This is a genomic window from Nonomuraea sp. NPDC051191, assembly GCF_044455665.1.
Lineage (GTDB): Bacteria > Actinomycetota > Actinomycetes > Streptosporangiales > Streptosporangiaceae > Nonomuraea.
Genome location: NZ_JBITEZ010000001.1, coordinates 531778 through 553100 on the forward strand (window position 1 = coordinate 531778; position 21323 = coordinate 553100).

Here is a 21323-nt window from a genome sequence, read left to right on the forward strand (position 1 = left end):
CCCAGCACGTTACCGTCATTCACTTGTTCAGCACCGCCTCCAGCACAGCCTTTGCGATCGGGGCGGCGGTGTGGCCGCCCGTGGCCTCCGCGCCGACGTTGGCGGCGCCGGACTCGACGATGACCGCCAGCGCCACCTTCGGGTCCTCGGCAGGCGCGAAGGAGATGAACCAGGCGTGCGGCGGCGCGCCGTCGGCCGTCTCCGCGGTGCCGGTCTTGCCCGCCACCTGGACGCCCGGCACCTGCGCGAGGTTGGCCGTGCCGTTGTTGACCACGCTCACCATCATGTCGCGCAGCTTGCCCGCCGTCTCGGAACTGACCGCTTCGGTCAGCTCCTCGGGCTTGGCCTCCTCCATGACGTCGTTCTTGGAGTCGGTGATCTTGTTCACCAGGTACGGCTTCATCACCTTGCCGTCATTGGCGATGCCGGCCGCCACCATGGCCATCTGCAGGGGCGTCATCCGGTTGTCGCGCTGGCCGATCGAGGCCATGGCGAGCGCCGCGTCGTCGTACTTGCTGCCGAAGTCGCTCTGGGCCACCGACATCGGCACGCCGATCTGCTTGCCCATGCCGAACTTCTCGGTCTGCTCGTTGAGCTTGTCGTAGCCCAGCTGCATGCCGATCTTGGCGAACGGCGTGTTGCAGGACTTCTCCAGCGCGTACACGAGCTGCACCTGGCCGGCGCCGCAGGCCGCGCCGCCGTAGTTGGGCAGGCTGATGGTGGTGTTGGGCAGCGGCAGCCGCTGCGGCGCCTCGACGGTGGTGCTCGGGCCGCGCGAGGAGTCGTCCTCCAGGTACGCCGCCGCCGTCACCACCTTGAACGTCGACCCCGGCGGGTACGTCTGGGCGATGGCCCGGTTGAGCAGCGGCTGGCTCTTGTCCTTGTCCAGCTCGTTGTAGCGGCCGAACACCTTGCCCTTGTCGGTGCCCGACAGCTCGGCGGGGTCGAAGGTGGGCAGCGACACCATCGCCAGGATTCCGCCGGTCTTCGGGTCGAGCGCCACCAGCGCGCCGCGCTTGCCGCTCGAGCGCAACGCGTCGTAGGCCGCCTTCTGCGCTTTGGGGTTGATCGTGAGGTCGACGTTCGCGCCCCTGGTGGGCTCGCCCGTGAACAGGTCGATGCTCCGCCGCAGCAGCAGGTCGGCGCTGGAGCCGTCGAGCAGCTTGTTCTGGGTGCCCTCGATCGCGCTCGCGCTCTCGGGCGAGAAGTAGCCCGTGACGTGCGCGTAGAGCTTCCCGTCGGCGTACTTCCTGATGAACCGGAAGTTCTTGTTGTCGGTCTCCACCGACTGGGCGATCACCTTGCCGCCGGCGGTGATCCGGCCGCGCTCGACGGCGTAGCGCTCGTAGTAGTTGCGGCGGTTGCTCGGGTTGGAGCGGTAGTCGTCGGCCCGGACCGCCTGGAGGATGTTCACGTTGATCATCAGAAGCGCGAACATGACCAGGCAGGCCACGGCCGCGCGCTTCAGAGTGCTGTTCATCGCTGGAACACCTGGGTGAGTCCTTCGTTCTGGATCGCCTGGGGCGGGGGCCGTCGCGCCGCGTCTGACATGCGTACCAGGAGCGCGATAAGGATCCAGTTAGCCAGCAGGGCCGAGCCGCCCTGCGACATGAACGGGGTGACCAGGCCGGTCAGCGGGATGAGGTTCGTCACGCCGCCGACGATGATGAACACCTGCCAGGCGAGGATGAACGACAGGCCGCCCGCCAGCAGCTTCGAGAACGGGTCGCGGGCCACGAGCGAGGTGCGCAGGCCGCGTTCGACCAGCAGGGCGTAGAGCATGAGCAGCGCCATCAGGCCGGTCAGCCCGAGCTCCTCGCCGGTCGCGGCGAAGATGAAGTCGGAGAAGCTCAGCGGGATCAGGTCGGGGTGGCCCTGGCCGAGCCCGGTGCCGAGGATGCCGCCCGCGCCGAACCCGAACAGCCCCTGCATGATCTGGTAGCTCTTGCTGCACATCGGGTCGCCCGGCGGGTCCTCCAGGCAGACGGGGGCCGTGCCGAAGAAGACCGGGTTGCTGGGGTCGAGCCAGGCGGCGAAACGCGCGCCGACGTGGTCGAAGACCTGCCCGGCGAGGAAGGCGCCGCCGACGAAGAGCAGGATGCCGATGAGCACCCACGAGGTGCGCTGGGTGGCGATGTAGAGCATCGCGATGAACGTGCCGAACACCAGCAGCGAGGTGCCCAGGTCCTTCTCGAAGACCAGCACCAGCAGGCTGAGCCCCCAGGTGACCAGGACCGGGCCGAGGTCTCTGGCCCGCGGCAGGTCGATGAAGAGCAACCGCCGCCCGGCCAGGGCCAGCACGTCACGCTTGGCCACCAGGTAGCCGGCGAAGAAGATCACCAGCGCCAGCTTGGCGAACTCGCCCGGCTGGATGGAGAAGCCGCCGATGCGGATCCAGATCTTCGCGCCCTGCACCTCGCTGAGCGAGCCGGGCAGCAGCGCCGGGATCGCCAGCAGCACCAGGCCCACCGCGCCCGCCGTGTACGTCAGGCGTTGCAGCATGCGGTGGTCGCGCAGCACGACCAGGGTGATCGAGAACATCACGACGCCGACCCCGGTCCACATGATCTGGTTGGTCGTGGAGGCGCCGCCCATGTCGGCCGACTCCAGCCGGTAGATCATCACCAGCCCGAGACCGTTGATCAGCGTCACCAGCGGCAGGATCAGCGGGTCGGCCCACGGTGCGAACTTGGCCAGCACCAGGTAGGCCGCCAGCATCAGGCCGCCCAGGCCCAGCCCGTAGGCCAGCATGCCGGCGGGAACCTTGCCGTCGACGGCCAGGCCGACGTTGGCGTAGGCGCCCATGATGATCAGCACCGCCAAGGCGAGCAGGACCAGCTGGGCCATCCGCCGTTTGGCCGGCATCGGGACGGGGGTCGCGAGCATTTCTGCCATTTATTGCGATTTCGTCTTGGTGGCGGAGGGCGTCGGGGACGTGGCCGTGGTGGAGGTCGTGTCGCCCGTGTCGCCCTTGTCGTCCTGGGAGAACTTCAATCCGTTTATCTTCGTCACGCCTTCGTCGACGTCGGTGACGGGGATGCCGCTCTTGATCAGGGCCTGGTCCGCCGGGGACAGCTTGGAGAGCGGACGGCCCGTGCGCTTCTCCACGTGGAAGAACTCGATCGGGCCCACCTCCTGCTTGATCCCCTGGAAGATGACCACTTCGTCGCCCCTGGCACCGACGAAGAACTGGTCCTGGGTCCACTGCCATCCGAGGTAACCGCCGGCGCCCAAGGCGACGACGCCCACCCCGAGCACGGTGACCAGCACGGGCCACACACGACGACGCCGCCCCGAACGCCGGGTCGCCTGCGCGACCGGCTCATCGAAGTCGTCGCCGTCGGTGATCGCCGGCTGGGGTGCGGTCACCGCGCTCACTCGCCCCGGCTGGGTCTCCGGGGCGCCTCCTCGTAGCCTGGTCATCCCCGCGGCGCCGACCACCGCGGGCTCCGCGGGAACCTCCTGGCCGTCGGTGATCTCCAGCACGTCGGCGAGCACGCACGTGATGTTGTCGGGCCCGCCGCCCCGGTTCGCCAGATCGATGAGCTGGCGGACCACCTCTTCGGGGTCGTCGATGTTGGTGAGCGTGGCGTGCAATGTCTCTGCGCTCACCACGCCCGACAGGCCGTCGGAACAGAGCAGGTAGCGGTCGCCCACCTGCGCCTCGCGCAGCGTGAGGTCGGGGTCGACCTCGCCGCTGCCGTCGAGGGCGCGCAGCAGGATCGATCGTTGGGGGTGCGTGGCCGCCTCTTCGGGCGTGATGCGCCCGTCGTCGACGAGCTGCTGCACCAGGGTGTGGTCATGGGTGATCTGGTAGAGCTCGCCGCGTCTCAGGAGGTAGGCGCGCGAGTCGCCCACGTGCACCAGGGCGACCTGGGTGCCGTTCCAGAGCATGGCGGTGAGCGTCGTGCCCATGCCTTTGAGGCTGGGATCCCGCCCGACCATCTCGTGCAGCCGGCGATTGGCGTCGCGTACCGCTGCCTCGATGGCGTTGAGCAGGTCACCCCCCTGTTGGGCCTCTTCCAGAGAGGCCATGGCGGCGATGGCGACAGAACTCGCCACCTCGCCGTGTGCGTGCCCGCCCATGCCGTCGGCGACGGCCAGCAGGCGGCCGCTAGCGTACGCCGAGTCCTCGTTCCCTTCGCGGAGGAGGCCGACGTCCGAGCGGGCGGCGTAGCGGAGTGCGATGGTCATTTGCGCAATTCAATGACTGTCTTGCCGACACGGATCGGAACACCGAGCGGCACCGGGGTCGGACGGGTGACTTTCGAGCGGTCGAGATACGTGCCGTTGGTCGAACCGAGATCTTCCACGATCCACTGACCGTCCTGAGGGAAGAGCCGGGCATGCCGGCTGGATGCGTAGTCGTCGCTGACTACCAGCGTGGCGTCGTTCGCCCGGCCAATGGTGATGGGCGTCTCCGTGAGGTTAATGGTGGTGCCCTGCAATGGGCCACCGGTAACGATGAGCTGGCGTGGCTCGCCCTTCTTGCTCTTGGGCTTGGCCACCGGTTTGGCGGGCTTCACGGCTTTCCGTGGGCCCGCGGGAGCCGTGCGTGAACCGAACAAGTCAGTCCGGATCACGCCGACTGCGGCAATGACGAAGAACCACAGCACCGCCAGGAAGGCGAGCCGGATCAGCAGCAGCGTGAGCTCGGACATGGACCGTCTGTCTACCCCTAATCGCGCCGGAACACCAGAGTCGTGCGTCCCAGCGTCACTCGCGTGCCGTTCTGGAGCTCGATTCTGCGTACCGGCTGGCCATTGACGAAGGTGCCGTTCGTCGAACCGAGATCGACGAGGGCCACGAGCTGGCCCTCGACGCGCAGCTCCGCATGATGCCGCGACACTCCCGGATCGACAAGACGAAGATCGCAGTCGGTGCCCCTGCCGAGCAAGGTCACCGGCGTGGTGAGCTCGTAGGAGCGGTCGCCCTGCGGGTCGTCCTGGGTGGAGACGAGCAGCCTGGGCCGCCCGTTGAAGGCCCCGGGCCTGGACGGGGGCAGGTCGCTCGCCGGCTGGCGGATCTCGTCCTGCTCGACCGTCGCGCCGCGGATGACGCCCGACCGGATGCGGAACAGGCCCACAGCCAGGTCTCCGGCGGTCTCGAAGCGCACCCGGACCGGTCCCACGAAGGAATAGCCCTGTTCCTTGGCATACTCCCTGGCGAGGTTGGCCAGTTCGTGGCTGATGCTGTCGGCGTAGACCTCAAGCCTCTCGCTGTCGGTCGTGGACAGCTCCACCACGAAGTCGTTGGGCACGAGCGTGCGGCCCTGTGCGACGATCGCCGCCCGCTCATCCATCTCCCGCTGAACCGCGCTGGCGACCTCGACCGGCTGAAGGTCAGATTTGAACGCCCGCGCAAAGGCCCCCTCAACCAAGCCTTCGAGCCTTCGCTCGAAGCGCTGAAGGACTCCCACCGGGTACCTCCCTTCTTCCCTGCATATGATCGCGGCCCCAGACGCTTCCGGCGCCCGGTTTCCGCTCGTCCCACGTGGCGGCGTCGTGACGCTCGTTGCCAGTCGCGCCCAGCTCCTCCGCTTCCGTGTCTTCTGCGATCGTATCCGGGTTCAGTACCAGTGGCTGTTCCGTGCTACTGTTTCTCCGCACCCACAAACGGGCGGGTGGCGGAACGGCAGACGCGCACGGTTCAGGTCCGTGTGTCCGAAAGGACGTGAGGGTTCAAATCCCTCCTCGCCCACTTGGTGACTAGGGGATCCTTGGTCGCCGGCCTTACAGGTCGGCTTCCTCGGGTCCCCTCGTCATATCTGCCCGGGGGATAACCCCCGGACCCCCAGGGGGACAAGCTTCGGGGGATTCTCTTCCGGGCCCCCGTTCATGGTGGTTGCCCTCTCGCCTCTTTTGGACTGGCCCACCGTTTCGTACCGTGTCTTGGTTCGCAAGGGTCCTGTGGTTTCTTTCTTGTGACGTGGCTCAAACGACTTTAGGTCGGGGTCCTTGCAGGGGGCTTTCGCGTGGCTTGCGTGATTTAGGTCACATTGGTTTGGTGGGCGGGTTCGGGTGATCCTGGGGGCTACGGCAAACTGTGGCCGCTGGGTTCCGTTCAGGGGGGTTGCCGCTCATGGATGACTCGATGGTTCAGTTGCTCACGCCCTCCGGCGAGCGCGTGGAGCATCCGGAATATCCGTTGCTTATCTCGGATGATGAGATTCGCAGTCTTTATCGGGATCTCGTGGTCGTCCGGCGGATCGACTCCGAGGCCGTCGCGCTCGCGCGGCAGGGAGAGCTGGGGCTGTGGACGTCCCTGCTCGGTCAGGAGGCCGCCCAGGTCGGTTCCGGGCGCGCCGTCGGCGATCTGGACGCCGTCTTCCCCTCGTACCGGGAGCACGGGGTCGCCTACTGCCGCGGGATGGACCCGCTCGACGTGGTCGCCATGTGGCGGGGCGTCAACCACGGCGGCTGGGACCCGGCCCGGCACAACTTCTTCCTCTACACGATCGTGATCGGGACTCAGGCGCTGCACGCCACCGGATACGCGATGGGCATGCAGCGCGACGGCGTCATCGGCACCGACAAGGCCGGGGCGACCATCGCCTACTTCGGCGACGGCGCCACGTCCCAGGGCGACGTGAACGAGGCGTTCGTCTTCGCGGGGGCCTGCCACGCGCCGATCGTGTTCTTCTGCCAGAACAACCAGTGGGCCATCTCCGAGCCGCAGGAACGCCAGTCGCGCATCCCGCTGTACCGCAGGGCCGAGGGCTTCGGCTTCCCCGGCGTCCGGGTCGACGGGAACGACGTGCTGGCCTGCCTCGCGGTCACCCGCAAGGCGCTGGCGGACGCGCGGTCAGGGCAGGGGCCCACGCTCGTCGAGGCGTTCACGTACCGGATGGGGGCGCACACCACCTCCGACGACCCCACCCGCTACCGGGCCAAGGACGACGTGGAGGCATGGCGGCGGCGCGACCCCATCGAGCGGGTCAGGGCGTACCTGACCGCGGCCGGCACCGGGGAGGACTTCTTCGACGAGGTCGAGGCCGACGCCGCCAAGATCGGGGCCGAGCTGCGGAGGCGCTGCCTCGAACTGCCCGACCCCGTCCCTTCTGCGATGTTCGAGCACGTCTACGCCGAGCCGCACGCGCTGATCGAGTCCGAGCGGGCCCAGCACGCCGCCTACCTCGACGGGTTCGCCGCCGGGGAGTAGGCGCGCGAGGCGGCCTTGGTGTCCAGGAGCTCGCCCAGCAGGTCCGTGAGGCTCACCATGCCGATGACCGCGCCGCCCTGGCCGGTGACCAGCGCCAGGTGCGCACGGGCTTCCTGAAGGGCCGTCACGGCCTCGGGGACCTGTGTGACGCAGGCGAGCCTCGGCAGCGGCCTGGCCAGTTCCCCGGCCGTCAGCGTGGGCTGCAGGAGGGCGTCGCGGGCGTGCAGGACGCCCTCGATCCCGGCGGGGCCGCCCACCAGCAGCCGCAGGTGGCCACTGCCCGCCGCCCTGGCCCTGATCTGGGCCGCTCCGGCGGTCGGGAGCACCTTGACGGCTCGGTCGATCGGGACCATCAGGCGCTCGATGCCCTCGGCCTGGAGCCGCAGCGCGCGGGTGAGCAGGTCGTGCTCCTCGCGGTCGAGCAGGCCCATCCGGCCCGACTCGCCCACCAGCATGGCGAGCTGCCGGGGAGTGCGGGTGGTGGCCAGCTCGTCACGCGGCTGCACGCCGAACAGCCGCAGTATGAGGTTGGTCAGCGCGTTCAGCGACGACAGCAGCGGGCGCATGAGCTGCGTGAACCCGCGGAACGGCAGCGTCAGGACCAGCGCCGCCCGCTCGGGGTGCGTCAGCGCCCACGACTTGGGCGCCATCTCGCCCACCACCATGTGCAGGAACGTCACCAGCGCCAGCGCGATCGTCAACGCGATCGGCATGCGCAACGACTCCGGCACGCCGACGGCCGCGAAGGCCGGCTCCAGGAAGTGCTCGATGGCGGGCTCGGTGACCTGGCCCAGGCCCAGCGTGCACAGCGTGATGCCGAGCTGCGCGCCGGCCAGCATGAGCGAGAGCTGACGCCCGCCGCCCACGGCCGACTTGGCCGCGACCCTGACCAGGCGGTTGCCGCCCGAGGCCATCTCCTCAAGGCGGTGCCGCCTGGCGGAGACGAACGCGAACTCGGCGGCCACGAACAGCGCGTTGAAGAACAGCAGCGCGAGGCTGATGAGGATCATCGTCATCGGGACGCCTCCGCGTGCTGCACGGGCGCGAGCCGCACCCATTCGGGGACCCGGCGGTTGAGCGACATGACGGTCAGCTCCGCCAGGTGCTCGGCCGCGTCGTCGGCGAACGGGTCGGTGTCCCCCTCGATCGGGACGGTCACCACGTCGCCGGGGTCGGGCATCCGGCCCAGCCGGGCCAGCACCAGGCCGGCGAGGGTGTCGTAGTCGTCGCTCTCCGGCAGCGCGACGCCGGTCGCGCGCTCGACCTCGTCGAGCCTGAGCCAGCCGGGCACCTCCCAGACGCCGCCGGGACGCTCGACGGCGCCCGCCGGCTCGGGGTCGTTCTCGTCGACGAGCTCGCCGACCAGCTCCTCGGCCAGGTCCTCGACGGTCAGCACGCCGGCCAGGCCGCCGTACTCGTCGATGACGCAGACGATATCGTCGTTGGCCGCGCGCATCCGGTCGAGCACGGCCGGCAGCGGCAACGAGTCGGGCACCAGCAGCGCGGGACGGGTGACGCTGCCGACCAGGCCCTCGTCCAGGCCGGACTCCAGCAGTTCGCGCACGCCCGTCACGCCCACCACGTCGCCGTCGTCCCCGACCACGGGGTAGCGGGAGTGGCCGCGTTCGCGCATGACCTCAAGCAGGTCGGAGATGGGCTGGGAGTCGCGCAGCGCCACCACGCGGGGGCGCGGCACCATGATCTCCTCGGCGTTGTGGTCGCCGAACTCCAGGGCGCGCTCCAGCAGCTCCGAAAGCCTCGGGGGCAGCTCGCCCGCCTGGGTCGACTCCTCGATGATCCGGGACAGCTCCTCCGGGGTCGCGCCGTGCTCGACCTCCTCGACCGGCTCGATGCCGACGCGGCGCAGCAGCCCGGTGGCGGCGGAGTCGAACAGCTTGACGACCGGCCCCACGACCGCCAGGTAGACCAGCGTGGACCCGGCCAGGAACTTGGCCACGGTCTCGGGCCTGGCGATGCCGAGGTTCTTCGGCGCCAGCTCGCCGAGCACCATCTGGACCACGGTCGCCACGAACACACCGGCGGCCACGGACAGTCCCGTGATCGCGGCGTCGGGCAGGCCCGTGGTGCCGAGCCAGGGCCGTACCAGGACGGCGATGGCGGGCTCGGCCAGGAAACCGACGAGCAGGGCCGTGACGGTGATGCCGAGCTGGGCGCCCGAGAGCATGAACGAGAGCCGGGAGGTCACCTGCAGTGCCTTTTCGGCTGCGGGGTCACCGGCGGCGGCCTGCTCGCGCAGGAGACCCCGGTCGGCGGCGACGAAGGCGAACTCCTGGGCGACGAAGTAGCCGGTGGCGGCGGTGAGGAGGAAAAGGGCCAGCAGGCCGAGATAGGCGCTCACCAGAGTGAGCCCTCAGAGGAACCCGTGCCGAGGCACGGGCCAAGACTCCACGAGTCCGGAGCGGACACGATCATCCCTTCGATAGAGGTCGTCCATAACGCTAACGACGCAGTCCGCGTCTATGTTTCCGCAGTGACTCTCCGCTAGTTCTGTGTACTTGTCCGTGGGAGAAACTTGGTGAGATGTCTTCACTGCAAGGGGGTTGGACGTAGCGTCTATGGCAAATCGAAGGGAAGAAGGCGAAGTGTCTGAGGACGACCGTACGCGGGCCATGCGCTCGCCGGGCGACGGCCGCCCGCTGCCACCGAGGCCCGGCGACGGTCCCCGCTCCGGTGGCGCACCCGCCCACCAGGTTCCGCCGGGCGTGCCGAACGCGCCCACCCACAAGCTGCCCGCCTACTCCGACGAGCAGCAGTCCCCGCCGCCTCCCAGATCGGGCGGCAAGGTCTACGGGCGGGAGCGCGCCGGGAACAGCCCGGTCAAACCGCTCAGGTCGTCGGACGACGAGCCCACGCCGGAGGGGCCGCGCGGGCCCAGAAGGCCACGGGTGCGCGGCGGGACCGTGCTGAAGATCGTCGCCGGCCTGGTCGCGCTGCTCCTGGTGGCGGCCGTGGGCCTGTTCTTCTGGGTCGACTCCAGACTGGCGGGCATCGACGGCGTGCTCGACGAGTACGAGGGCCGTCCCGCCGACACACCCGGCACCAACTGGCTGCTGGTCGGCTCCGACAGCCGCAAGGGCCTGACCGCGGCCCAGCGCAAGAAGCTGGCCACCGGGCGCGCGGTCGGGCAGCGCACCGACTCGATGATGCTGCTGCACATCTCCGACAACGGCGACAAGCCCACCCTGGTCAGCCTGCCGCGCGACTCGGCCGTGACCATCCCGGGGCGGGGGCGCGACAAGCTCAACGCGGCGTACGCGTCCGGCGGGCCGAAGCTGCTGGTGCGCACGGTCGAGACCGTCACCGGCGTGCACGTCGACAACTACATGGAGATCGGCTTCGCCGGGTTCGTGGGCATCGTGGACGCCGTCGGCGGCGTCGAGATCAACGTCCGGGCCGACGTCGACGACCCCAAGGCCGGGCTCAAGCTGAAGAAGGGCAAGCAGGTGCTCAACGGCTCCCAGGCCCTCGGCTACGTGCGCACCCGCAAGGGCGGCGCGCTGCCGGACTTCGAGCGCACCAAGCGGCAGCGGCAGTTCCTCGGCGCGGTGGTGAAGAAGGCCGCCAGCCCCGGTGTGCTGATCAACCCGTTCACGTCGATCCCGCTGGCCATGAGCGCCACGGACGCCGTCGAGGTGGACTCGAGCACGGGCGCGTTCGACATGCTCTCGCTGGGGCTGGCCATGGGCGACAGCCCGGTCACGACCGTGGTGCCGTTCGGCGGGAACGAGATCGTCGCGGGCGGCGGCGCGGCGGTCAAGTGGGACCGGCTCAAGGCGCTGGCCCTCTTCGACGCCCTGAAGGCCGACAAGCCGGTGCCGAAGGAGATCGTGGACGCGGGCTGACCCGTCCCCTGAGGCGCGCTCCCGGCGCGCCTCACAGGACTGCGGATCAGCTCGTGGCGGCGACGGTCGCGGCGGTGGTGGTGGTGAGGATGACGGCCGCCGTGATGGCGCTGATCGTCTTGGCGACCGCCTGGCCGGCCCACTCGCCCTCGGCGATCTCCTTGACGCGCCCGCGGTCGGCGCCGGGAAACGCCTTGAGGTCGAGCTTCGCCGCGTACATGATCGCGATCAGGGTGGCCGTGCGCTGGTCGGGCTCGGCGCCGGTGAGGACGGCCGTCACGCGTTCGCGCACGTCGGCCTCCACCTGAGGGTCGGACTCCGGCCAGCGGGTGGTCGGGAAGATCCCCAGGACCTTCCTGCGCTCCTCGGCCAGCACGCCCGACTCGGCGAGCCTGGTGAGCAGCCGCCAGCGCAGCTTGCCCGACTGCAACCGCTGCACCCACCACGCGGGCTTCCTGGCCTTGCCGTCCTCGGCCATGCGTGCGAGGGCGGCGTCGAGCTCCTCGTCGCCCAGCGGGGCCGGGTCCTTGACCGTCACCTTGTCGTCGGCCAGTTCCACGCGGCCCGCGGCGGCCAGCTCGGCGAGGATCGCGCCGCCGAGCGCGGGGTCGAGCTGGATGCCCCCGATGAGCTGCCTGCCTTCCTCCTCGCTGTAGGCGAGCAGGAGGAGTTCTTCGGCGATCGTCACGGTCATGCCTCGACACTAACCTCCCAGCATGAGCATTTCGGAAAAACTTCACGCGATCGGACGTCCGCTGCTCCAGGCGCAGCTCGACCATCCCACGGTGGCCGGGATCGGGCGTGGCGACCTGCCGGAGCCGGTCTTCCGGTCCTGGCTGGAGCAGGACTACCTGTACCTGCTCGACTACGTGCGGGTGTTCTCCAGGCTGGCCTGGCAGGCGCCGGACGGGCATCTGGGGGACCTGGTGGATCTGGCGCACGCGACGTACCACGACGAGTTGCGCCTGCATCGGTCGTTGTCGGCGGAGTTCGGGGCCGACCTGGACAACGCGGTGAAGGGGCCGGCGTGTGTGGCGTACACGGCGTTCCTGTTGGAGGCGGCGGGGTCTTATGGGGAGGGGCTGGCCGCGCTTTATCCGTGCATGTGGGGATATTCGAGTCTTGGGAAGATCCTTGCGGAGAACCCGCCCGCCGAGCCGCGTTACCGGGCCTGGGTGGACACGTACGCCGATCCCGGTTTCGCGGCGCTGACCGTACGGATCGGGCAGATGATCGACGAGGCCGACCCCGATCCTGTACGGGCGGAGGCGCTGTTCACCGAGGGCATGGCCCACGAACTCGCCTTCTGGGACGTGCCGTAGTCGCGTGACGGCCCGGCGCGCGCCATACCCTGGTGGCATGCCGGAACTTCCCGAAGTGGAGTCGCTCACCCACTTCCTGCGCGAGCGGGCGGTCGGCCGTTCGATCGCGGGCGTGGACGTCGTCGCCTTCCAGGCGCTCAAGACGTTCGACCCGCCGGTCACCGCGCTCGGCGGGCTCACCGTCACGGGCGTGTCGAGGCACGGCAAGTTCCTCGACCTCGACTGCGACGGCCTGCACCTGATCATCCACCTGGCCCGCGCCGGCTGGCTGCGCTGGCGTGACGACCTGTCCGGCGCGCGGCCGGTGCGGCCGGGCAAGGGGCCGCTGGCCGTACGCGTACGGCTGGCGCCCGACGACGACGGCCTGGCCCCCGGGTTCGAGCTGACCGAGGCCGGCACGCAGAAGCGGCTGGCCGTCTACGTCACCGACAAGCCGGAGGACGTCCCGGGCGTCGCCGCCCTGGGCCCCGACCCGCTCGACGACGCCTTCACCGTCGAGGCGCTCAAGCGCATCGTGGGCGGCAACCGTGCCCAGATCAAGGGCCTGCTGCGCGACCAGAAGGTGATCGCCGGCATCGGCAACGCCTACTCCGACGAGGTGCTGCACGCCGCCAGGATGTCGCCGTTCAAGATCGCGGCGACGCTGACCGACGCGCAGATCGCCGACCTGCACGAGGCCATCGTGACGACGTTGCACGACGCCGTGGAGCGGGCGCACGGGCTGGCGGCCAAGGACCTCAAGGCGGAGAAGAAGTCCGGGCTGCGCGTGCACAACCGGGCGGGCCAGCCGTGCGACGTGTGCGGCGACACGATCCGCGAGGTGTCGTTCGCCGACTCCTCGCTCCAGTACTGCCCGACCTGCCAGACGGGCGGCAGGCCGCTGGCCGACCGGCGGATGTCGCGCCTGCTCAAGTAGGGTCCGGGGCGCGGGATGATGGAAGCATGACCGTTCCAGAGATCGAGGCCACCGCCGTTCCCGACGACGCCTACCTGCTCGACGTCCGCGAACAGGACGAATGGCTGGCCGGCCACGCCCCCGAGGCCGTGCACATCCCCATGTCGCAGATCCAGGGCCGCGTCGAGGAGGTGCCCGCCGACCGCACCGTCTACGTAGTGTGCCGGGTGGGCGGCCGGTCGATGCAGGTCACGGCGTGGCTCAACCAGCTCGGGCGCGACGCCGTCAACGTGGGCGGCGGCATGCAGTCGTGGGAGTTCGCCCGCCGTCCGATGGTCAGCGAGACCGGACAGCAGCCGTTCGTGGCCTGAATGCCCCACTGTGGCGGTTCTGCCGCCATTGAGGCATGATGAGGGCGCCAACTGCATAGTCGCGGGAGCTCGGGGTGCCGGGCTGAGAGGGCAGTAACACAGCCGCTGCCGACCGCCTGAACCTGTCCGGGTAATGCCGGCGTAGGGAGTGTGCGATGACGCATGTCGTCGACGAAGTACCGCTGACCCTTGACGGCGCGCCCCCCAAGACCCTCGGCGTCCTCGACCAGGGCGCGCTCTGGGCCAACCTCGGCGTCAGCCTCCTCGGTTTCTCCGGGGCGCTCATCCTGATCGACCCGCTGGGCGGCGCGCCGCTCAGCCTCGTGGCCGCGCTCACGGCCGCCGTGGTCGGCAGCCTCATCGGCACCGCCATGGTGGGCCTGTCGGCCATTCCCGGCACGCAGACCGGGCGGCCGGCGATGGTGCTGCTGCGCGGGCTGTTCGGGGCGAAGATGTCGTACGTCCCGTCCGTGCTGAACATCGTGCAGATGCTCGGCTGGGGGGCCTTCGAGCTCTGGGTGATCGCCAAGGCCGCGAACGCCATCTTCGGGGACGTCCCGTACCAAATGTGGGTCGTGGTGGCGGGCGTGCTGACCACCGCGCTGGCCGTCTGGCCGCTCGGGTCGATCAGGCTGCTGCGCCGGTACGTGACCGTCGGCGTGATCGTGTCGCTGATCTGGTTCACCGTGTCGTTCCTGGGCGAGGCGCCGACGTACACGGGCGGGTCGTGGACGGCCTTCGCCCCGGCCGTCGACTACGTGATCGCCCTATCGGTGTCGTGGGTGCCGATGGCCGCCGACTTCGCCAGGCACTCGCGCTCCAGCCGGGCCGCCTTCACCGGCGTCGTCGGCGGCTACACCGTCGCCCAGGTGGCCTGCCTGGCCCTCGGCGTGTACGCGGTGGCCATCGCGGGCGCCCAGGCGGTCCAGGCCGACGGCATGGTCGTGTTCCAGCCGTTCGTCGTGGCGCCGCTGGGCGCGCTGTTCTTCGGCATCCTGGTGCTGCGCGAGACCGACCAGTCCTTCGCCAACGTCTACTCCACCACCGTCTCGCTCCAGAACCTCATGCCGAAGGTCGACCGGCGGGTCGTCTCCACCGCGATCGGCGTGCTCACCACCGCGATCGCCCTGGTCGTGGACGTCACCTCCTACGGCGCGTTCCTCGGCGTGATCGGCGCGGTGTTCGTGCCGATGTTCGCGGTGCTGGCCGTCGACTACTTCGTGCTCGGCGGCGCCGCCCGCTGGAACACCGCCGAGGACGCGCCTTCGCGCTGGCTGATGCTGCTGCCGTGGGCGCTCGGCTTCGCCGCCTACTGGTTCACCACCTCGACGCCCACCGTCGCCGGCTGGGACGACTTCTGGGCGGCCGCCCGCGACGCGGTCGGCTTCACACGGGAGACGTGGATGAACGGCGCGCTCGGCGGCGCGCTCGTCGCCGCCCTGGTGACCCTGCTGATCGGTGGGCTGACCGGTGGGCTGACCGGTGGGCTGACCGGTGGGCTCACCAGGGGCCTGCGCCGGTCAGCGGGCCGTTGAGACGCGGCGCTCGACGTTGAGCAGGTGCTGCTTGGCGGCCACGCCTCCGGCGTAGTCGCCGAGCTCGCCGTCCTCACGGACCACCCGATGGGAGGGCACGATCACGCAGACGGGGTTGGCGCCGACCGCGTTGCCGACCGCGCGCAGCGCGCGCGGCCGTCCGATGCTCGCGCCGATCTCCTCGTACGTCGTGGTCGTGCCGTAGGGGACGGCCATGGTCTTCTGCAGCACGCTACGGGCGAACGGCGTGGCCAGCGCGAGGTCGACCGGCGTGGCGAACGTGCGCAGCCGCCCGGAGAAGTACGCGTCGAGCTCCCGGCGCACCGGGTCGAGACGGCGGGCGTCGGGCCCGATGAACGTGCCGACCTCCTTGGCCACCCGCTCGTACACGACGTTCTCGGACTCGAAACTGCAGGCCGCGATGCCTTTCCCGGTGACCGCCAGGACCAGCCTGCCCACGGCGCCGTCGTAGGTGCCGAACGCGATGTGCGGCGGGCCCTCGCCCTTGTAGGTGTTGGAGGTCACTCTCAGCAGGGCATCGAGGTCGCTGCTCGACATGCCTCTCACCCGTTTCAGCCACCGGAATCTTCGTGAGCGCAGCGTATCGGACGGATCGCCCGTCAGACCCACCACGCCACGTGCACTATGGAGGTGTGGGGGACACATGGGTCGGCAGTGACGAGGAGATCGCTCGCGCTGTGCTCGCCGGTTCCCCCAACGCCGTGGTGGCGCTCGACCGCGACCAGAGCGTGCTGGTCTGGAACGCGGCGGCCGAGCAGCTGTTCGGCTGGACGGCCGCCGAGATGCTGGGGCGCCGGGCGCCGATCGTCCCCGACGAGCTGACCGCCGAGCACAACGCGGTGCTGGAGCGCGTACGGACCGGGGGGCAGGTGTCGTTGCGCACCAAGCGCGTCCACAAGGACGGCGGCGCGCTCGACCTGCGGGTGGACATCAACGCCCTGCGCCTGGGCAACTCCGTGGTCGGCTACGTCTGCGTCCACCATCCCGCCCGGGCCGACGAGGTGGCCGGGTTGCGCATGGAACGCCGGGCCAGGCTGGTGCGCCGGCTCACCGACGTGGTCGGCGACATCAACTCCGAGCTGGAGCTGCCGGCCGTGCTCGACCGGATCTCGGCCAGCCTGACCGAGCTGACGGGCGCGGACGCGGGCGGCTTCGTGCTGATCGAGGGGGAGCGGCTGCGGCTGGTCAGCACGTACCGGCTGCCGGAGACGCTCAGGGGCACCACCACCGGCCTGCGGACGAGCCTGGTGGACAAGCTCTTACGCACGGGCAAGACCGTGATGCTGGAGTCCCACGGGCTCGACGACCTGGTGTGGGCCAGGCTCAACGGGCTGCACACGATCGCGCTCGGCCTGGCCGCGGTCGGCGGACGCCCCTACGGCGCCCTCTACGCGCTGTTCGCCGGGACCGCCCCCGGGCACCTGGAGCTGGAGCTCCTCGAACTGCTGGCCGGGCACGCCGGCATCGCGGTCGGCAACGCGGTGGCCTACCAGGAGGCGGTACGGCAGCGGGCGCACGAGCGGGCCGTGTTCGACGCCAGCGCCGACGGCATCGCCGTGCTGGACGACGCCGGCCGGGTCGTGCGCTGGAACCCCGCCGCGGCCGAGCTGACCGCCTTCCCGGCCGACGTCGTGATCGGCGGGCCGCCGCCGTTCCCGCTGCCCAGCCCCGGGGAGAAGCTGACGTTCCAGATGGAGAACGGCCGGTGGCTGGACGTGGTGAGCGCGAAGATCGAGGAGACCGGCGAGATCGTCATCGACTTCCGCGACGTCACCCAGGCCAAGGAGCTGGAGGAGGCCAAGGACCTCTTCCTGGCCACGACCAGCCACGAGCTGCGTACGCCGATCACGATCGTGCGGGGGTTCGCCAGCACGCTCGACGCGCGCTGGGACAAGATGAGCGACTCCGAACGGCGCTCGGCCGTGCACACGATCGCCGAGCGGGCCGGATCGCTGGGTCAGCTCATGGACCATCTCCTGCTGGGGGCCAGGGCGGGCGCGGACGAGCTGGCGGTGCGGATCGAGGCGTTCGACCTCGCCGCCCGCATCCACGCGGCCACGCTCGGCCTTCCCGTGTTGTCCGACCGCCACCGCGTCGAGGTCCGCATCCCGGACGGATTGCCCCCGGTGCTGGGCGACGCCCTGGCAACCGACATCGTTTTGGGGCAATTGCTGGAGAACGCGTTTAAATATTCCCCAATGGGTGGATTGATCTGTGTTGAAGCTTGGTCCGAGAGCGACGACGTGGTCGTAGTGGTGGATGACGAGGGGGTCGGAATCTCACCGCCTGACCGCGAACGGATCTTTGAGCGCTTCGTCCAGGTGGACAGCGGGGACCGGAGGCGCTTTGGTGGAGTGGGGCTCGGGCTCTATATCGTGCGCAGTCTGGCCAGGGCGCAGGGGGGAGAAGTGAGTGCTCAACCGAGGTCCGGAGGGGGTACGAGGATGCGGTTGGTGCTGAGGCGCGCTTCCACTATCCGATCCGACACACCGATGCGGTAACGAGGTGGTCACAGTTGAGCTGATCTATCGTCCAATGTGTACAAGCTGTGATCGAGATGCGGTTTCTGCGATTGGCTAACGGGGCATTTCGGTCGTACCGGGGAGTGTTCCCGCGGGGGGCACAGGGAACGGGGAGGTGGGTGTGTCAAGCGTGGTGCTGCTGCCGTACGCGCCGTCCAGCGTCGCCGTCGCCCGCCAGCGTCTGAGCACTGACCTGCAGGATTGTGGGGTCTACACCGCCGCGATCGACGATGCCGTGCTGGTGGTGAGCGAGTTGCTGAGCAACGCGCTGCGGCACGCGCATCCGCTGCCTTCAGGCATGGTGAGGGTCGCCTGGATGCGTAGCGACGATCACATCGAGGTGGCGGTGAGCGACGGGGGTGCGGCGACAGAGCCGCGGGCGGGCCGCCCGACCCTGTCTTCGCTCGGGGGCCGGGGGCTGGGAATCGTCGAATACGTGGCTGAGAGCTGGGGGGTTCGTCACGACGGGGACACGACGACCGTGTGGGCCATCCTGCCCGCACCCAACGGCGCGTCGGTGAACGGGCAGGTCGCGGCCCTGAAGGAGGCCGGTTAGGCGGCCCTGGCCGCGAGCACGGCCCGTTCGGTGACGGCCCATGCCGTGGAGACCAGGAGGTACAGGCCGCCCGCCAGGGGGAGCACGAGCGCGGCCAGCGCCGAGCCGTACGGAAGCAGCGGCATGACCTTCCGCAGCAGCTCCGGCTGGTCCTCCGAGACCTTGATCGAGCGTGCCGACAGCCATGCCAGCAGCACGAGCCCCGCGATCACGACGACGAAGACCGAAACCGGCCAACTGATCAGACCGAAATTGGCCACCACGCCGGCGATCTGCTGCCCCAGCGGAGCTCCGAACAGCGTGTGCCCGGCCAGCGCGGTCGGATGCGTGGCCACCCTGAACATCAGCCACATGAACGGCAATTGCGCCAGCATCGGCAAGATCCCCGCGAACGGTGACGTGCCTTCCCGGGCGTACAGCGCGGTCAGCTCCTTGGACAACCGCTCGGGATCGCGTCCGTGACGCTTCTGCAGCTCCCGCAGCTCCGGCGCGAGCCGCTGCTTGACCCGGTTGGTGCGCGCCTGGCGCACGTTGAGCGGCAGCAGGACCAGGCGTACGGCGAGGGTGAACAGCACGATGGCGAGCGCGGCGTGACCCCCGGACACGCCGATGACGAACGTGACAAGTGAATCGATCATGAGCCCTTCAGACATGACGACGGATCAGGGCTCACGTGTGATGAGCCCCGCTTGACCGGAAGCGGGGCTCGGCTAAGGCGCTCGTGGACGCGGGCGTCCGGCCGCGTCGGGATCGCGCAGCCGCTGGAAGGCCGTGCGGCGCGCGTAGGTCAGCGGGAAGCCGGAGTGCTCACCGCCGAGTGCGGGCAGCAACGTGGCTGCCCACGTGGCCAGCAGGAGGATCGCCATCATGGTGATCCCCACCAGCCACGGATCGAACAGGAACGACGTCACTGTGACGAACGGGACTTACCGACGATGGTGACCGCGATGAAGACGATCAGTGCGACCACACCGACGATCAGGACGAGCTTGAACAGACCTGCCAGCAGGGGCAGAACGAAGGTGAACAGCACGAAGAGACCGAGGATGGCCCCTAAAACGAGCATGACGACTCTACTCATGAGGCCACCGTACGTCCTCCGAGGATGATCCGCGAGGCTTACGAACCTGTGACGTACATGTCCCCTACGTGGGGCTCAGCCGTACGGTGAGACGGTGAACACCCGCATCCTGGTGGTCGACGACGATCCGACCGTGTCCGAGGTCGTGGCGCGCTATCTGGAGCGCGACGGGCACGAGGTCGAGTGCGTGGGCGACGGCGCCGAGGCGTTGCGCAGGGCGCTGGCCGATCCGCCCGACCTCATGGTGCTCGACCTGATGCTGCCCAGGATCGACGGCCTCCAGGTGTGCAGGAAGCTCAGGGAGCGGTGGCCGGTCCCGGTGATCATGCTGACCGCGCTCGGCGAGGAGATCGACCGGGTGGTCGGCCTGGAGACCGGGGCCGACGACTACGTGACGAAGCCGTTCAGCCCGCGGGAGCTGGCGTTGCGCGTCCAGTCGGTGCTGCGCCGGGCGCGGGGGGCGTCCGTCACGGCCGGGACCGGCGTGCTGCGCGACGGCGATCTCGTCGTCGACGTCGGGGCCCACGAGGTGCTGCTGGGCGGCCATCGGGTGCTGCTGACGGCCAGGGAGTTCGACCTGCTGGCCTACCTCATGCGCAACCCGCGGCAGGCGTTCAGCCGGTCGGCGCTGCTCGACCAGGTGTGGGGCTGGTCGTTCGGCGACTCCTCGACCGTGACCGTGCACGTGCGGCGGTTACGGGAGAAGATCGAGGCGGACCCGACGCAGCCGCGGCGGATCGTCACGGTCTGGGGCGTCGGATACCGGTACGAGCCACTGGAGATCGCGCGGTGACACCCGCCGAGCCGTGTCTGCTGGAGACGTGCCCGGAGGTCGTGGTGTCCGTGAGCGAGCTGCCCATGGTGGTGGCCGTCTCGGCGGTGCTGGGGCTGCTGGTCGCGGCCGCCGGCGTGTGGGCGATGGGACGGCTGCGGACCAGGTCGATCGGGGTGATGCTGGCCGTCGTCGTGGTGGTCGCCGTGGCGGCGACGCTGGCGGGCGTGGTCGCGATCACCATGAAGATGATCATCGAGGGCGCGGTCAAGGACTTTGTGCTCAGCGTCGTCGCTGTGGGCGGCCTGGTGGGGCTCGGGGTGGCGTTCGTGCTGGCCAGGCGGGTGGTGGGCGAGAGCAGGCGGCTGGTGGCGGCCGTGCGGGAGGTGCCGTTCAGGGCGCCGCAGGGGTTGCCGGCCGAGCTCCAGGAGATCGCCGGCACCCTTGAGGAGGCGTACGCGCGGGAACGCGCCCTGGAGGGCGCGCGCCGGGAGCTGGTCGCCTGGGTGAGCCACGACCTGCGCACGCCGCTCGCCGGCCTGCGGGCCATGGCCGAGGCCCTGGAGGACGAGGTGGTGGCCGACCCCGCGACGGTCACGCGCTACCACGCCCAGATCAAGCTGGAGGTCGAACGGCTCTCGGCCATGGTGGACGACCTGTTCGAGCTGTCGCGGATCCACGCGGGCGCGTTGCGGCTCTCGCGGGCCAGGATCGGGCTCGCCGACCTCGTGGCCGACACGCTGGCCGGGGTCGAGCCACTGGCCAGGGCCAAGGGGGTGGTGCTCACGGCGGAGGCGGCGGGGGCCGTGCCCGTGGAGGTCGACGCGGCCGCACTGGGCCGGGCCCTGCGGAACCTGGTCGTCAACGCCGTCCGGCACACGCCCTCTGACCGGGCCGTGGTGCTGCGGGCCGCGGTGGACGGGCAGGGGATGGCCTGTCTGTCGGTGGCCGACGGTTGCGGGGGGATTCCCGAGGAGGATCTGCCTCGGGTGTTCGAGGTGGCGTTCCGGGGGGAGGCCGCGCGTACGCCCACCGCCGACGGCGGCGCCGGGCTCGGGCTGGCGATCGCCCAGGGGATCGTCGAGGCGCACGATGGGATGATCGGGGTGGTCAACGAAGGGCCGGGGTGCCGGTTCGAGATCCGCCTGCCCCTGGTGCCCGGAAGTTGACGTTCCCGCACGGTGTCCTGCCTCGATCTTCCGCTTGTGGCTCCGCTCCTCGATC

The 21323-nt window shown here is 69.8% G+C and carries 22 protein-coding genes, 1 tRNA gene and 1 riboswitch; of the genes, 11 read left to right on the plus strand and 12 right to left on the minus strand.

Annotated features, from left to right (window positions below):
* Positions 1–19: 19 nt before the first annotated feature.
* Genes ACIA8R_RS02495 through ACIA8R_RS02515 form a run of 5 tightly spaced genes read right to left on the minus strand, consistent with a single transcriptional unit; the run spans position 20 to position 5419 of the window.
* Complete coding sequence (locus tag ACIA8R_RS02495; RefSeq protein ID WP_357693142.1) at positions 20–1480, minus strand: penicillin-binding protein 2; 1461 nt, start codon at positions 1478–1480, stop codon at positions 20–22.
* Complete coding sequence (locus ACIA8R_RS02500) at positions 1477–2895, minus strand: FtsW/RodA/SpoVE family cell cycle protein (protein ID WP_357693140.1); 1419 nt, start codon at positions 2893–2895, stop codon at positions 1477–1479. The genes ACIA8R_RS02495 and ACIA8R_RS02500 overlap by 4 nt, the downstream gene beginning before the upstream one ends.
* Positions 2896–4194, minus strand: coding sequence for a Stp1/IreP family PP2C-type Ser/Thr phosphatase (locus tag ACIA8R_RS02505; protein ID WP_357693138.1), 1299 nt, complete (start codon positions 4192–4194; stop codon positions 2896–2898).
* Positions 4191–4661: an FHA domain-containing protein gene (locus ACIA8R_RS02510; RefSeq protein WP_357693136.1), complete on the minus strand. Its 471-nt coding sequence runs from the start codon at positions 4659–4661 to the stop codon at positions 4191–4193. The genes ACIA8R_RS02505 and ACIA8R_RS02510 overlap by 4 nt, the downstream gene beginning before the upstream one ends.
* A gap of 17 nt (positions 4662–4678) precedes the next feature.
* Positions 4679–5419, minus strand: coding sequence for a DUF3662 and FHA domain-containing protein (locus ACIA8R_RS02515; protein ID WP_125640997.1), 741 nt, complete (start codon positions 5417–5419; stop codon positions 4679–4681).
* 198 nt (positions 5420–5617) lie between these two features.
* Between ACIA8R_RS02515 and ACIA8R_RS02520 the strand changes: the two genes are divergently transcribed.
* Together ACIA8R_RS02520 and pdhA are read left to right on the plus strand one after the other, a co-directional pair.
* Positions 5618–5700: transfer RNA gene (locus tag ACIA8R_RS02520), tRNA-Leu, on the plus strand.
* Between the two features lie 381 nt (positions 5701–6081).
* On the plus strand, positions 6082–7161 hold the full coding sequence (gene pdhA, locus ACIA8R_RS02525) for a pyruvate dehydrogenase (acetyl-transferring) E1 component subunit alpha (RefSeq protein ID WP_397036095.1): 1080 nt from the start codon (positions 6082–6084) through the stop codon (positions 7159–7161).
* On the opposite strand, the gene ACIA8R_RS02530 is transcribed toward pdhA, so the two are convergent.
* A complete protein-coding gene (locus tag ACIA8R_RS02530; RefSeq protein WP_357693132.1) occupies positions 7131–8177 on the minus strand; it encodes a hemolysin family protein in 1047 nt (348 codons plus the stop codon). The two genes, pdhA and ACIA8R_RS02530, sit on opposite strands and share 31 nt — an antisense overlap.
* Positions 8174–9520 (minus strand): hemolysin family protein, encoded by a 1347-nt coding sequence (locus ACIA8R_RS02535; protein ID WP_364083345.1) that lies wholly within the window; start codon positions 9518–9520, stop codon positions 8174–8176. Before ACIA8R_RS02535 ends, ACIA8R_RS02530 begins: the two co-directional genes overlap by 4 nt.
* Positions 9521–9764: 244 nt before the next feature.
* On the opposite strand from ACIA8R_RS02535, the gene ACIA8R_RS02540 reads away from it, so the two are divergent.
* A complete protein-coding gene (locus ACIA8R_RS02540; protein WP_397036097.1) occupies positions 9765–11024 on the plus strand; it encodes an LCP family protein in 1260 nt (419 codons plus the stop codon).
* A gap of 46 nt (positions 11025–11070) precedes the next feature.
* Here the strand turns inward: ACIA8R_RS02540 and ACIA8R_RS02545 are convergent, their stop codons facing one another.
* Positions 11071–11718, minus strand: a complete 648-nt coding sequence (locus tag ACIA8R_RS02545) for a GPP34 family phosphoprotein (RefSeq protein ID WP_397036099.1) — start codon at positions 11716–11718, stop codon at positions 11071–11073.
* A gap of 22 nt (positions 11719–11740) precedes the next feature.
* On the opposite strand from ACIA8R_RS02545, the gene ACIA8R_RS02550 reads away from it, so the two are divergent.
* The 4 genes from ACIA8R_RS02550 (at position 11741) to ACIA8R_RS02565 (ending at position 15147) form a co-directional block, all read left to right on the plus strand.
* Positions 11741–12346: a TenA family protein gene (locus tag ACIA8R_RS02550; RefSeq protein ID WP_357693124.1), complete on the plus strand. Its 606-nt coding sequence runs from the start codon at positions 11741–11743 to the stop codon at positions 12344–12346.
* Between the two features lie 37 nt (positions 12347–12383).
* Positions 12384–13262 carry a DNA-formamidopyrimidine glycosylase family protein gene (locus tag ACIA8R_RS02555; RefSeq protein ID WP_357693122.1) on the plus strand — a complete coding sequence of 293 codons (879 nt, stop codon included), beginning with the start codon at positions 12384–12386 and terminating at the stop codon, positions 13260–13262.
* Between the two features lie 26 nt (positions 13263–13288).
* Positions 13289–13612, plus strand: coding sequence for a rhodanese-like domain-containing protein (locus ACIA8R_RS02560; RefSeq protein ID WP_357693120.1), 324 nt, complete (start codon positions 13289–13291; stop codon positions 13610–13612).
* Between the two features lie 51 nt (positions 13613–13663).
* Positions 13664–13777: riboswitch (TPP riboswitch) on the plus strand.
* Positions 13768–15147 (plus strand): purine-cytosine permease family protein, encoded by a 1380-nt coding sequence (locus tag ACIA8R_RS02565; protein ID WP_397036102.1) that lies wholly within the window; start codon positions 13768–13770, stop codon positions 15145–15147. (Overlaps the previous riboswitch by 10 nt.)
* Here ACIA8R_RS02565 and ACIA8R_RS02570 read toward each other — a convergent pair.
* Positions 15133–15705 (minus strand): methylated-DNA--[protein]-cysteine S-methyltransferase, encoded by a 573-nt coding sequence (locus tag ACIA8R_RS02570; protein WP_357693116.1) that lies wholly within the window; start codon positions 15703–15705, stop codon positions 15133–15135. The two genes, ACIA8R_RS02565 and ACIA8R_RS02570, sit on opposite strands and share 15 nt — an antisense overlap.
* A 95-nt stretch (positions 15706–15800) precedes the next feature.
* Here ACIA8R_RS02570 and ACIA8R_RS02575 point away from each other — a divergent pair, with 95 nt between their 5' ends.
* Together ACIA8R_RS02575 and ACIA8R_RS02580 are read left to right on the plus strand one after the other, a co-directional pair.
* Complete coding sequence (locus ACIA8R_RS02575) at positions 15801–17669, plus strand: ATP-binding protein (protein WP_397036104.1); 1869 nt, start codon at positions 15801–15803, stop codon at positions 17667–17669.
* 151 nt (positions 17670–17820) lie between these two features.
* On the plus strand, positions 17821–18246 hold the full coding sequence (locus ACIA8R_RS02580; protein ID WP_357693112.1) for an ATP-binding protein: 426 nt from the start codon (positions 17821–17823) through the stop codon (positions 18244–18246).
* Here ACIA8R_RS02580 and ACIA8R_RS02585 read toward each other — a convergent pair.
* The 3 genes from ACIA8R_RS02585 to ACIA8R_RS02595 form a co-directional block, all read right to left on the minus strand.
* Complete coding sequence (locus tag ACIA8R_RS02585; protein WP_364083325.1) at positions 18243–18884, minus strand: YidC/Oxa1 family membrane protein insertase; 642 nt, start codon at positions 18882–18884, stop codon at positions 18243–18245. The two genes, ACIA8R_RS02580 and ACIA8R_RS02585, sit on opposite strands and share 4 nt — an antisense overlap.
* Before the next feature lie 72 nt (positions 18885–18956).
* Positions 18957–19157, minus strand: coding sequence for a DUF6412 domain-containing protein (locus ACIA8R_RS02590; protein ID WP_364083322.1), 201 nt, complete (start codon positions 19155–19157; stop codon positions 18957–18959).
* Positions 19154–19327, minus strand: coding sequence for a hypothetical protein (locus ACIA8R_RS02595; protein WP_357693107.1), 174 nt, complete (start codon positions 19325–19327; stop codon positions 19154–19156). Before ACIA8R_RS02595 ends, ACIA8R_RS02590 begins: the two co-directional genes overlap by 4 nt.
* Before the next feature lie 94 nt (positions 19328–19421).
* Here ACIA8R_RS02595 and ACIA8R_RS02600 point away from each other — a divergent pair, with 94 nt between their 5' ends.
* Positions 19422–20120, plus strand: a complete 699-nt coding sequence (locus ACIA8R_RS02600) for a response regulator transcription factor (protein ID WP_364083319.1) — start codon at positions 19422–19424, stop codon at positions 20118–20120.
* Positions 20117–21268, plus strand: coding sequence for a HAMP domain-containing sensor histidine kinase (locus tag ACIA8R_RS02605; protein ID WP_364083316.1), 1152 nt, complete (start codon positions 20117–20119; stop codon positions 21266–21268). The genes ACIA8R_RS02600 and ACIA8R_RS02605 overlap by 4 nt, the downstream gene beginning before the upstream one ends.
* Positions 21269–21323 lie beyond the last annotated feature (55 nt).